An 11,753-nucleotide genomic window follows, 5' to 3' on the forward strand; every position below is an offset into this window, starting at 1 on the left:
TCTGCGATCCCCGCGCAGGAAGCCCTGACATGAATCTCCTCACCCTCCGCCCCCGCGCCGAAGTGCTCGCCGGGCAACCCATTCTCCGCCCGCTGCCTTCGGCCCAATGCCGCAGCGTCGGACCCTTCGTTTTCTTCGATCACATGCTGGAGGCGGACTACGCCCCCGGCACCGGCATGGACGTGCGCCAGCATCCCCATATCGGCCTGTCCACCCTCACCTACCTGTTCGAGGGTGAGTTGCAGCACAAGGACAGCCTGGGCTCGGACCAGCGGGTGCGTCCTGGCGACGTCAGCTGGATGACCGCCGGCCGGGGCGTTGCCCACGTCGAGCGCACACCGGCGGACCTGCTGGCCAGCGGCTCCCGCGCCCACGGCCTGCAGGTCTGGCTGGCGCTGCCCCGGGAGCAGGAAGACTGCGAGCCGCACTACAGCCACCATCCGGCGGCCAGCCTGCCGGTCCGCGAGTCCCTGGGCGTGCGAATTCGCCTGGTGGCCGGCACCGGGTTCTGCCTGGAATCGCCGGTGCCGGTGCTCTCCCCTACCCTCTACGCCGACCTGCAACTGGAGGCCGGCGCCACCCTGGCCATCCCCTGCGAGCACCCGCAACGGGCGCTCTACCTGGTGGAAGGCGACGTGCGCCTGGACGACCAGCCCCTGGAGCCGCACACCCTGGTGGTGCTCCCGGAAGGCGTGGACTACCTGCTGGCGGCCTGCGAAGGCAGCCGGCTGGCGATGATCGGTGGCGCGCCCCTTGACGGCCCGCGCCGGATGAACTGGAACTTCGTCTCCAGCAGCCCCGAGCGCATCGACGAGGCCCGCACGCGCTGGGCGGCGGGCGACTGGCCGGTGGTGCCGGGGGAAACCAGCCGCATCGAACTGCCCCGCTGAGGGTAGCGCTGGGACATGGATTACCGCGCAGGATCGAAGACTTCGTCGAACAGGTCGTTCATGGCCTGGTAGGACCTGGCGGCGACCTTGGGATGGTATTCATTGCGGCCCGGCACCTTGGCGTCCGGATCGGTGAAGGAGTGCACCGCACCGCCGTAGCTCACCAGCTGCCAGTCGGCCTTGGCGGCGGTCATCTCGGCGATGAAGCCGTCTACCTGCTCCTTGGGCACCGCCGGGTCGTCCGCGCCATGGAGTACCAGCACGGGCGCCCGGATATTCCGGGCATCCTCGGGATTGGGCGTATCCAGGTTGCCGTGGAAGGAGACGAAGCCCTTGAGCGGCGAACCGGCGCGAGCCAGTTCCAGCACGCTGCCGCCACCGAAGCAGAAGCCGATGGCGCCGAGCCGCGCCGGGTCCAGGGGTACCTTCCCGGCCTGGGCCTTCAGGGCTTCCACCCCGGCCGCGGCCCGCTTGCGCATCAGGGGCCGGTCGGCGCGCACCGCCGTGGCGGCTGCGCGTGCCTCCTCGGGGTTGGCGGGGCGCACGTCCTTGCCGTACATGTCGGCCACCAGGATGACGTAGCGCTGGCCGGCGATCAGCTTGGCCTGCTCGGCGGCGGCCGGCGTGACGCCCAGCCAGTTGGGCACCATCAGCAGGCCCGGGCGCGGAGCGGTCACGGCGTCGTCGTAGACCAGGATGCCTTCGAAGGCCTTGCCGTCGAGTTCGTAGGCCACCGGCTGGGTGACCATGGCGGCCCAGCCGGGACTGGCAACCGCCAGCAACAGGGTGCACAGCAGCGAACGGTTCATGGGAGGACTCTCCTCTGCCTGGGGTAGTCCTGAAGCTTAGACCCGCCCGGGCACCGCCTTTCATCCCCCTTGGTTGCAGGGAGTTTCACCGCTGACGCCAGGCAGCGTCGAAGGACAGGGTTCGACGGACGCGAAGGCCCGTGCGGCGTGCAACGCGGCTCAGATGAAAAGACGCCGCTGCCCTTCATCAGGACAGCGGCGTCTTCTGGCTACCGGGTAGGGGCGCGCTCGCGATAGGGAGCGCTTCGCCGGCGCGCTGGCGCCTGCCCCCGTGCCCGAGGGGAACGGCGGGTCAGGCGCTGAGCTCGACCAACAGCTTGTTCAGGCGGCGGACATAGGCGGCCGGATCCTTGAGGCTGTCGCCAGCGGCCAGGGCAGCCTGGTCGAAGAGGATATGGGACAGTTCGCCGAAGCGGTCCTCGTCCTGCTCGCTGTCCAGCTTCTCGATCAGCGGGTGGCTGGGGTTGAACTCGAAGATCGGCTTGGACTCCGGCACCTTCTGCCCGCTGGCCTCGAGGATCTGGCGCATCTGCAGGCCCAGGTCCTGCTCGCCGATGGCGAGGATCGCCGGGGAGTCGGTCAGGCGGTGGGAGACGCGCACCTCGGCCACCTGCTCGCCCAGTGCGCCCTTGAGGCGCTCCACCAGCCCTTCCTTGGCCTTGGCGACCTCTTCCTGGGCCTTCTTGTCCTCCTCGCTGTCCAGCTTGCCGAGGTCGAGATCGCCACGGGCGACGTCGACGAACTGCTTGCCGTCGAACTCGGTGAGGTAGCTCATCAGCCACTCGTCGATGCGGTCGGTGAGCAGCAGCACTTCGATGCCTTTCTTGCGGAAGACTTCCAGGTGCGGGCTGTTCTTCACCTGGGCGTAGGACTCGCCGGTGAGGAAGTAGATCTTGTCCTGGCCCTCTTTCAGGCGACCGATGTAGTCGGCCAGGCCGACGCTCTGCTCGCCGTTCTCGTCGCTGGTGGAGGCGAAGCGCAGCAGGCCGGCGATCTTCTCCTTGTTGGCGAAGTCTTCCGCCGGGCCTTCCTTGAGGACCTGGCCGAAGTTCTTCCAGAAGCCCTTGTATTGCTCGGGCTCGTTCTTGGCCAGCTTCTCCAGCATGTCCAGCACGCGCTTGGTCAGCGCCGACTTCATGGAGTCGATCACCGGGCCGGACTGGAGAATTTCGCGGGAGACGTTCAGGGACAGGTCGTTGGAGTCCACCACACCCTTGATGAAGCGCAGGTACAGCGGCAGGAACTGCTCGGCCTGGTCCATGATGAACACGCGCTGCACGTAGAGCTTGAGGCCCTTCGGCGCTTCGCGGTGGTAGAGGTCGAACGGCGCACGACCCGGTACGTACAGCAGCGAGGTGTACTCAAGCTTGCCCTCGACCTTGTTGTGGCTCCAGGACAACGGATTCTCGAAGTCGTGGGCGACGTGCTTGTAGAACTCCTGGTACTCCTCGTCCTTCACTTCGGTGCGCGGACGGGTCCAGAGGGCACTGGCGCGGTTGACGGTTTCCCACTCGGGCTCGGCCGGCTTGTCCTTCTCCTCGCCGTAGTGCTCCTTCGGCAGTTCGATGGGCAGGGCGATATGGTCGGAGTACTTCTTGATGACGTTGCGCAGGCGCCAGCCGTCGGCGAACTCTTCCTCACCGGACTTCAGGTGCAGGACGATCCGGGTGCCCCGCTCGGCCTTGTCGATGGTGGCGATGTCGAACTCGCCCTCGCCCTTGGAGGACCAGTGCACGCCTTCAGCGGCGGAGAGCCCGGCACGACGGGTGAACACGTCCACCTTGTCGGCGACGATGAAGGCGGAATAGAAGCCCACGCCGAACTGGCCGATCAGGTGCGAGTCCTTCTTCTGGTCGCCCGACAGGTTCTTCAGGAAGTCGGCGGTGCCGGACTTGGCAATGGTGCCCAGGTGGGCGATGACTTCATCGCGGCTCATGCCGATGCCGTTGTCTTCGAGGGTGACGGTCCTGGCGTCCTTGTCGAAGCTGACGCGGATCTTCAGATCGGCACCGCCCTCCAGCAGTTCCGGCTTGGCCAGCGCTTCGAAGCGCAGCTTGTCGGCGGCGTCGGAGGCGTTGGAAATCAACTCGCGGAGGAAGATTTCCTTGTTGGAATACAGGGAATGGATCATCAGGTGAAGCAGCTGCTTCACCTCGGTCTGGAAGCCCAGGGTTTCTTTTTGAGTTTCCACACTCATGGTCGTCTAACTCCACGTGGATGGTTTGAACCGCTCAAGGCGGCGGATGACATCCAGATGGGGGCTTCGACAAGGATTTCAAGTGCTTAGGCGAAACCCGCCCGAAGCCACCACGGTTCCCGGACTCAGGGCTCCAGCAGTTCGATATGGGCGATGTCCTCCACATCGAAACTGAAACTGGCGGCGCCGGCGCCCCCGAGGCTGCGCTGGAGCAGCACGCGTCCCTCAGAATCCAGTCCGGCGAAACGACCTTCGGCGGTGCTTCCACGCACGGTGTAAAGGCGCATGCTGAGGGACTGGTACGGAGCGGGATCGTTCAGCAGGCGCGGCAGGGAGAAGTCCAGGCGACGGTCCACCGGACGCGACGGCTCGACCGCAACGGGCACCGCGTCGGCCTGCGCTTCGGCGGCGGCAGTGGCCTTCGGCAAGGGTGGAAAACGGTCACCCCGCACATGCCAGCCTTTCACTTGCCCGCGCTCCAACTGCACCGGGATGCGCTGCAGCTCGCCCCTGACCCGCGCCTCCACCGTCAGCTCCAGGTGCGCGGCCGGCAGGCTGACCGGAGGCAAGGGCAGCAGCTCCACCTCCGGGGTCGCGAAGCGCCGCTGCAGGTAGTCGCGGATGACATGGGCGAGGGTGTCCCGGGAGTCGAAGCGCGTGTCCACCCGCCCGTCGCGGTAGCGCAGACGGTCGGTATAGAGCTCGAGGCGCCCGGAAAGGCTGGTGGCGAACTTCGGCGGCAGCACCAGGTGGAAATCCCCGGCCAGCCGGTTGGGGCCCACGGGCTGGAGCTTGAGGTGCAGCGTGTAGCCACGGGGAATGCGACGGGCTTCCGGCAGCTCCTGCTCGGGTTGCAGCCAACTGATCTCTACCTCCGGCTGCGGCCCCGGGTCCTGGGGCAGCACGTCCAGTTCGAGCGCGCCCTGGGGCTGCCGGCCGAGACGAATGACCAGTTCGCGGCGGGCATAGAAGTCCTGGCCTTCCCTGAGGCTGAGGATGCCGTCCACCAACTCCGCCTCCACGGGACGGAAGCGCTGGCCATTGAGCTCGCCGGCCAGGCGGATGTCCAGTTCGGAGGCGCCGCCCCTCCCTTCGTCCAGCCACTTGAGGCTGAGAATGGCCTGCAGGCGTTCCGGCTGCTGGGCCGCCATCATGGTCACGCCCACGATCAGGGGGATGAAGCCCATCGCCCCCAGCGCCACGGCCTTGCGCGCGGTGCGCCAGTGGTAGAGCACGTAGGCCAGGGTCACCGGAGGGAACAGGCTGCCGAAGCCCCAGAGCAGGCTGGTGCCGAAGGCGAGCACCAGCAGCCAGGCGAGGCCGGCGAGGATCAGCAGCAGGCCTCCGAGTATGAGTAACGCAACCATCGGGCTTTCCTATGGGAACTGCGGGAACCGGCCCTGCCTCAGGGCTCGTCCACCTTGAAGTGGGCGCGGGCGGTGGCGATGGGCTCGGTCTGGGTGGTCTGCCAGGCGGTGATGGCGACGTTGGCGACTCGCCGCCCCTGGCGCCAGACCTGGCACTGGACGAAGGTGTCACGATAGTGCCCGGCGCGCAGGTAATCTATGGAGAAGTCGATGATTTTGGGCATATGGGGCGAGCCCATGAACATCAGCAGGTGGAGCATCGCCGCGTGCTCCATGAAGCCGGCGATCACCCCGCCGTGGATGGCCGGCAGTGTGGGATTGCCGATGTTGTCCTTGTTCGCCGGCAGGCGGAACACCACGTCGTCCCCCAGTCGCAGGCACTCCATGCCGATCAGCCGTGCATAGGGGATCAGGCTCACCAGCGGGTCGTAGTCATTCTTCTCGTGGGCTTCGCGGACCAGTGCGTTGAGGTCGAGGCTCATGCCGCACCTCCCTGCTTCAGCTGGCCGGGCTTGCCCATGCGCATGAAGGCTCCCACGACATGGGCGATGGGCTGGGACGGATCGTCCTGATAGGCGTAACCCCGGGTGAAGATCACGTTGGGCGTGACGCGGTAGCACTCGGCGAAGCCGAAGACATCCTTGTGGGGTTCGGCCGGATGCATGTAGTCGATGCGCAGGTCCAGGGTGGGGCAGATCTCGAACTCCGGCAGCACGCAGACGGTGGAGATGCCGCAGGTGGTGTCCATCAGGGTGGTGATGGCGCCGCCGTGGATCACCCCGGTCTCCGGGTTGCCGACGATCTGGTCGCTGTAGGGCAGGCGCAGGGTCAGGCCTGCGGGAGTGGCGTCGTGGACGCTGAGGCCGAGCACCTGGCAATGGCGCAGGGCCGAGAGGAAGCGCTGCGCGCGTTCGATCAGGGGGTGGTCCGTCATGACTGCAACCTTGGCGGAAGTCTGGCAAGGAGGCGAATGATACCTGGGTGTATCCGAAAAGGACGCGGCACTCGGCGCAGTCCATGCAAAATTGCGAAATGAGTTGGAACTCGCAGGCGCCCCGGCAACTCCAACGGCTATCGATGAAAAAGCCATACATGGAGGCTTAAAAATGAAGAAAACCCTGTCTCTCGCCCTGCTGCTGGCCGCCAGCCTTGGCCTCGCTGCCTGCGACAAGAAGGAAGAGGCGCAGGCTCCGGCGGCGCCGGCCACCGAATCCCAGCCGAGCGCTCCGGCTCCCGCGCCGACTCCGGCTCCCGCACCGGAAGCCGCTCCGGCCCCGACCGAGCCAGCTCCGGCCGCACCGGAAACGGCTCCGACCGAGGAGCAGAGCCAGTAATCACCGGCTCACCGAAACACAAGGCCCGCATCTGCGGGCCTTGTCGTTTCCGGGGTCAGAGCGCCGGGCTCAGCATCAACAGCAGGCAACAGAGGAGGCCGACGCCCCACACCAGGCTGCGCAGGGTGGCCTTGTCGTTCCAGTAGAGGAAGAGGTACAGCACGCGGGTGACCACGAACAGCAGCGCCAGGGTCTCGACGAACCAGCCCTGGGTCTGGGTGACGTGGGCCACCAGCACGCCGGCGGCGAACAGCGGGAAGGCTTCGATGGTGTTCTGGTGCGCCGCCAGCGCCCGGGCACCGAAGCCGGTCAAGCGGGCCTGCTGCGCGCGGGGATGGTGGTTGTCGTAGCCCCTGCCCTCCTCCTTCATCGCCTTGGCAACGGGAATCTTGGCGATGTAGATCAGCAGCGCGACGGCGAACAGGCACCAGAACGGAATACTCATTCGACTCTCTCCTTCGGCGCTTCCAGCGCCTGGGTCGGGGTGTAGACCATCACATCGAGCACATCGGAGTGGAACTCGCGGCGGTAGAGCACCAGAACCACGCCGCCAGTGACCAGCATGAAGAACCAGGGGTTGATGAACCAGGCCAGCATCGCCAGCCCGAAATAGTAGCTGCGCAGGCCGAAGTTGAACTGGTTGGCCGCCAGCGACACCACGCGCGCCGCCCGCTCGGCGAAGGCCTTGCGCTCCTGCTCGGTGACATGCCGCTCCCCCATCATCGGCGCCGAGCCCACCAGCACGGCGGCGAAGTTGTACTGGCGCATGCACCAGCTGAAGGTGAAGAAGGCGTAGACGAAGACCACCGCCAGTCCCAGCAGTTTGAGCTCGGACATGCCCCGGCTGGCCGGCTGCACGAAAGGCAGGTCCGCGAGGATCGAGACGGCGCGATCGGTCGAACCGAGCACGGTGAGAATACCCGCCAGGATGATCAGGGTGCTGGAAGCGAAGAAGGAGGCGTTGCGCTCCAGGTTGCCGATGACGCTGGCGTCGGCGATACGGTTGTCGCGCATCAGCAGGCGGCGCATCCAGTCCTCGCGATAGAGGTGCAGGACCGACGCCAGGCAGGCGGTGTCCCGACCCTTCCAGATGGCATAGCGGGTGTAGCCCACCCAGCAACCGATGAACCAGAGGATGGCCAGCAAGTGGGGCCAGTTGCGGTAGAGGATCGACATGGAGATTCCTTTCGAAGATGCCGCGAATTATAGCGATTGGCGCTAGGGCTGGCTCCGGCGCCGCCACGAAAAAGGCCGCCCGGAGGCGGCCTTGAGCAAGGTATCGAGGCGTCAGGCGACCGCTTCCACCGACTTGCCCATCAGGCGGTCGACGAGCGCGGAAATCACCAGCACCGCGAGCACCGGCAGCAGCCAACCGAGGCTCTGGTGAGCCAGGGGAAGCTTGGCGAAGGCCGCCGGAACCAGGCCATTGAAACCTGCGGCTGCGAGGCCGTCGGCCACACCGAAGACCAGCGCGACCGCCATGGTCGGCACGAAGACGCGGCGCGGATCGACCCAGAGGCGGTCGGCCAGGCTGAGGGCGATCAGCACGATGGCCAGAGGATAGAGCCCCACCAGCACCGGAACCGAGAGGCTGATCAGCTGGGTCAGGCCCTGGTTGGCCACCAACAGGCTGAAGGCGCCGAACACCAGCACCACGGTGCGGTAGGAGACCGGCAGCAGCTTGCTGAAGAACTCGCCGCAGGCGGTCAGCAGGCCGACTGCGGTGGTCAGGCAGGCCAGGGTGATGACCACCGCCAGCAACAGGCTGCCGGCAGTGCCGAAGGTGTGCTGCACATAGGCGGTGAGGATCTGCACACCGTTCTGTGCCTCGCCGGCGATGCCCTGGCTGGTGGCCCCCAGGTAGAAGAGCGCGAGGTAGACCAGGGACAGGCCGAGGGCTGCGATGGAGCCGGCGATCATGGAGTAACGGGTCACCAGGGCCGCGTCCTTCACGCCGCGATCGCGGATGGCGGTGGCGATCACGATGCCGAAGACCAACGCACCCAGGGTGTCCATGGTGAGGTATCCCTGGAGGAAGCCTTCCACCAGCGGTGCCGCCTGGTAGGCCTGGGTGGCGCTGCCGATTTCGCCGGCAGGCGCAAGGATCGCCGCGCCCCCCAGCACCAGCAGGGCCGAGAGCAGCACCGGGGTGATGAACTTGCCGATGCTGTCCACCAGCCTGCCCGGATTGAGGGCGAGGAAGAGTACGGCGGCGAAGTAGGCCGCGCTGTAGACGAACAGGGCGATGCCACTTTCACCGGTGAACGGGGCGACGCCCATTTCAAAGGACACCACGGCGGTACGCGGGGTAGCGAACAACGGGCCGATGGCCAGGTAGACGGCCACCGCCAGCATCGCGCCGGCGCGCTTGCCCAGGGGCGCCGTCAGACGGTCCATGCCACCGCCGACGCGGGCCAGCGCCACAACGGTGAGCAAAGGCAGGCCGACGCCGGTCAGGAGGAAACCCAGGGCGGCGCGCCAGACGTGCTCGCCTGCGGCCAGGCCGGCGCTGGGCGGGAAGATGATATTGCCCGCGCCCAGGAACAGCGCGAAGGTCATAAAGCCAAGGGCCAGGAGGTCCGAGCCTTTCAATCGAGTCATGAGGGGAAGTACCACAGAAAGAAATTCATTGTTCCGAAGGGTTTCCCATTGGGTCGGGGGAAACGTTATCCATCCGTTTGGGATCGATCTCTGGTGCGCCGCCTCTGCTCTTTTGGAGCTTGGCGAGTGCGAGAGTGCAACCCGGGGATTCTACTGCGGGTTGCGGCTGCCGTGAGCCAGCCTGTCGGAGCTGCAACCGATAATGTCGTCTGCCCGACAAATGGTTGCACCCATGCCGCTTCGGCGAGATGCGCTGAACGACAAAGGCCACCCCGAGGGGTGGCCTTTGTGGGGGAATCAAGACGCCTTAGGCTTTCTTGACTTCCCAGCCGGTCAGCTCGGCCAGGGCCTTGCCGATGTCGGCCAGGGAGCGCACGGTCTTCACACCGGCGTCCTGCAGGGCGGCGAACTTCTCGTCCGCAGTGCCCTTGCCACCGGAGATGATGGCGCCCGCGTGGCCCATGCGCTTGCCGGGCGGAGCGGTCACGCCAGCGATGTAGGACACCACCGGCTTGGTCACGTTGGCCTTGATGAAGGCAGCGGCTTCTTCTTCAGCGGAACCGCCGATTTCGCCGATCATCACGATGGCTTCGGTCTGCGGGTCTTCCTGGAACAGCTTCAGGATGTCGATGAAGTTGGAGCCCGGGATCGGGTCACCGCCGATGCCCACGCAGGTGGACTGGCCGAAGCCGGCGTCGGTGGTCTGCTTCACGGCTTCATAGGTCAGGGTGCCCGAACGGGACACGATGCCTACCTTGCCCGGCAGGTGGATGTGGCCGGGCATGATGCCGATCTTGCACTCGCCGGGAGTGATCACGCCCGGGCAGTTCGGGCCGATCAGGCGTACGCCCAGCTCGTCGCACTTGACCTTGGCGTCCAGCATGTCGAGGGTGGGGATGCCCTCGGTGATGCAGACGATCAGCTTGATGCCGCCATTGGCCGCTTCCAGGATGGAATCCTTGCAGAAGGGAGCCGGTACGTAGATCACCGAAGCTTCGGCGCCGGTGGCTTCAACGGCTTCCTTGACGGTGTTGAACACCGGCAGGCCCAGGTGGGTGGTGCCGCCCTTGCCGGGGGTCACGCCGCCAACCATCTTGGTGCCGTAGGCGATGGCTTGTTCGGAGTGGAAGGTACCCTGGCTACCGGTGAAACCCTGGCAGATGACTTTGGTGTCTTTGTTGATCAGGACGCTCATTACTTGCCCTCCGCGGCCTTGACGACTTGCTGTGCAGCGTCGGTGAGGCTGGTCGCCGCGATGATGTTCAGACCGCTCTCGGCCAGTACTTTGGCGCCGAGGTCAGCATTGTTGCCTTCCAGACGGACAACCACCGGAACCTTCACGCCCACTTCCTTCACGGCGCCGATGATGCCTTCGGCGATCATGTCGCAGCGAACGATGCCGCCGAAGATGTTCACCAGAACAGCCTGGACGTTGGAGTCGGACAGGATGATCTTGAACGCCTCGGTCACGCGCTCCTTGGTAGCGCCACCGCCCACGTCGAGGAAGTTGGCCGGCTTGCCACCGTGCAGGTTGACGATGTCCATGGTGCCCATGGCCAGGCCAGCGCCGTTCACCATGCAGCCGATGTTGCCTTCCAGGGCCACGTAGTTCAGTTCCCATTTCTGCGCATGGGCTTCACGAGCGTCGTCCTGGGACGGGTCGTGCATGGCGCGCAGCTTGGGCTGACGGTACATGGCGTTGCTGTCGATGTTGATCTTGGCGTCCAGGCAGTGCAGGTTGCCGTCGGCCTTGATCACCAGCGGGTTCACTTCCAGCAGGGCCAGGTCGTAGTCCTGGAACAGCTTGGCCAGGTTCACGAAGATGTGGGTGAACTGCTTGATCTGGTCACCTTCCAGGCCCAGCTGGAATGCCAGCTCGCGGCCCTGGTAGGGCTGAGCGCCGACCAGCGGGTCGATGGTGGCCTTGAGGATCTTCTCGGGGGTGTCGTGAGCTACTTTCTCGATGTCCACGCCACCTTCGGTGGAGGCCATGAACACGATGCGGCGGCTGGAACGATCTACCACGGCGCCCAGGTACAGTTCCTTGGCGATGTCGGTGCAGGACTCGACCAGGATCTTGCTGACCGGCTGACCGTTGGCGTCAGTCTGGTAAGTCACCAGGCGCTTGCCCAGCCAGTTGGCGGCGAAGGCCTTGGCGTCTTCCTTGCTCTTGACCAGCTTCACGCCGCCCGCTTTACCGCGGCCGCCAGCGTGGACCTGGGCCTTGACGACCCATTCGCTGCCACCGATTTTTTCGCAGGCTTCTGCGGCTTCTTCCGGGGTGTCTACGGCGAAGCCCTTGGATACGGGCAGGCCGTATTCAGCGAACAGCTGCTTACCCTGATACTCGTGGAGATTCATGCTTGTCTACCGTCTTCGTTTAGGTATTGCGCATTCGGCGCTGCATTCGTGGTGCCGCGCCACCTGTGACTGCCGGTGAGGGCAGTCCGGCGGGTCTTCCGCGTCGAACGGCGACGCTTCGGTCACTGCTCAAGACGGGCATCCCACCGTGGTTCCGACTCCCGCACAGGCCACGCGCGCGACCTGTGCGGGGA

General features: G+C 65.8%; 12 protein-coding genes. 2 read left to right on the forward strand and 10 right to left on the reverse strand.

Annotated elements, in window-relative coordinates:
• Positions 1 to 29: 29 nt before the first annotated feature.
• Positions 30 to 890, forward strand: coding sequence for a pirin family protein (locus KF707C_RS17095; RefSeq protein ID WP_003456149.1), 861 nt, complete (start codon positions 30 to 32; stop codon positions 888 to 890).
• Positions 891 to 910: 20 nt separating this feature from the next.
• Here the strand turns inward: KF707C_RS17095 and KF707C_RS17100 are convergent, their stop codons facing one another.
• From KF707C_RS17100 to KF707C_RS17120, 5 genes are all read right to left on the reverse strand, one after another.
• Positions 911 to 1,699, reverse strand: a complete 789-nt coding sequence (locus tag KF707C_RS17100; RefSeq protein ID WP_003456150.1) for a dienelactone hydrolase family protein — start codon at positions 1,697 to 1,699, stop codon at positions 911 to 913.
• 292 nt (positions 1,700 to 1,991) lie between these two features.
• Positions 1,992 to 3,896, reverse strand: a complete 1,905-nt coding sequence (htpG, locus tag KF707C_RS17105) for a molecular chaperone HtpG (protein WP_003456152.1) — start codon at positions 3,894 to 3,896, stop codon at positions 1,992 to 1,994.
• A 125-nt stretch (positions 3,897 to 4,021) separates the two neighbouring features.
• Positions 4,022 to 5,263, reverse strand: coding sequence for a hypothetical protein (locus KF707C_RS17110; RefSeq protein WP_003456154.1), 1,242 nt, complete (start codon positions 5,261 to 5,263; stop codon positions 4,022 to 4,024).
• 38 nt (positions 5,264 to 5,301) lie between these two features.
• A complete protein-coding gene (locus KF707C_RS17115; RefSeq protein ID WP_003456156.1) occupies positions 5,302 to 5,745 on the reverse strand; it encodes a PaaI family thioesterase in 444 nt (147 codons plus the stop codon).
• On the reverse strand, positions 5,742 to 6,197 hold the full coding sequence (locus tag KF707C_RS17120; RefSeq protein WP_003456158.1) for a PaaI family thioesterase: 456 nt from the start codon (positions 6,195 to 6,197) through the stop codon (positions 5,742 to 5,744). The genes KF707C_RS17115 and KF707C_RS17120 overlap by 4 nt, the downstream gene beginning before the upstream one ends.
• Positions 6,198 to 6,369: 172 nt before the next feature.
• Here KF707C_RS17120 and KF707C_RS17125 point away from each other — a divergent pair, with 172 nt between their 5' ends.
• Positions 6,370 to 6,597, forward strand: coding sequence for a hypothetical protein (locus KF707C_RS17125; RefSeq protein WP_003456160.1), 228 nt, complete (start codon positions 6,370 to 6,372; stop codon positions 6,595 to 6,597).
• Positions 6,598 to 6,652: 55 nt separating this feature from the next.
• Here KF707C_RS17125 and KF707C_RS17130 read toward each other — a convergent pair whose 3' ends face one another.
• The 5 genes from KF707C_RS17130 to sucC all read right to left on the reverse strand — a co-directional run bounded on the left by KF707C_RS17130 (position 6,653) and on the right by sucC (position 11,559).
• Positions 6,653 to 7,042 carry an MAPEG family protein gene (locus KF707C_RS17130; RefSeq protein ID WP_003456162.1) on the reverse strand — a complete coding sequence of 130 codons (390 nt, stop codon included), beginning with the start codon at positions 7,040 to 7,042 and terminating at the stop codon, positions 6,653 to 6,655.
• Complete coding sequence (locus KF707C_RS17135) at positions 7,039 to 7,773, reverse strand: DUF599 domain-containing protein (protein WP_003456163.1); 735 nt, start codon at positions 7,771 to 7,773, stop codon at positions 7,039 to 7,041. Before KF707C_RS17135 ends, KF707C_RS17130 begins: the two co-directional genes overlap by 4 nt.
• Before the next feature lie 111 nt (positions 7,774 to 7,884).
• Positions 7,885 to 9,198 carry a branched-chain amino acid transport system II carrier protein gene (brnQ, locus tag KF707C_RS17140; protein WP_036993967.1) on the reverse strand — a complete coding sequence of 438 codons (1,314 nt, stop codon included), beginning with the start codon at positions 9,196 to 9,198 and terminating at the stop codon, positions 7,885 to 7,887.
• Between the two features lie 307 nt (positions 9,199 to 9,505).
• Positions 9,506 to 10,393, reverse strand: coding sequence for a succinate--CoA ligase subunit alpha (sucD, locus tag KF707C_RS17145; protein ID WP_003456166.1), 888 nt, complete (start codon positions 10,391 to 10,393; stop codon positions 9,506 to 9,508).
• Positions 10,393 to 11,559 (reverse strand): ADP-forming succinate--CoA ligase subunit beta, encoded by a 1,167-nt coding sequence (gene sucC / locus KF707C_RS17150; protein WP_003456167.1) that lies wholly within the window; start codon positions 11,557 to 11,559, stop codon positions 10,393 to 10,395. The genes sucD and sucC overlap by 1 nt, the downstream gene beginning before the upstream one ends.
• Between the last annotated feature and the right edge of the window lie 194 nt (positions 11,560 to 11,753).

This window comes from Pseudomonas furukawaii (assembly GCF_002355475.1).
Classification (GTDB): Bacteria; Pseudomonadota; Gammaproteobacteria; order Pseudomonadales; family Pseudomonadaceae; genus Metapseudomonas; species Metapseudomonas furukawaii.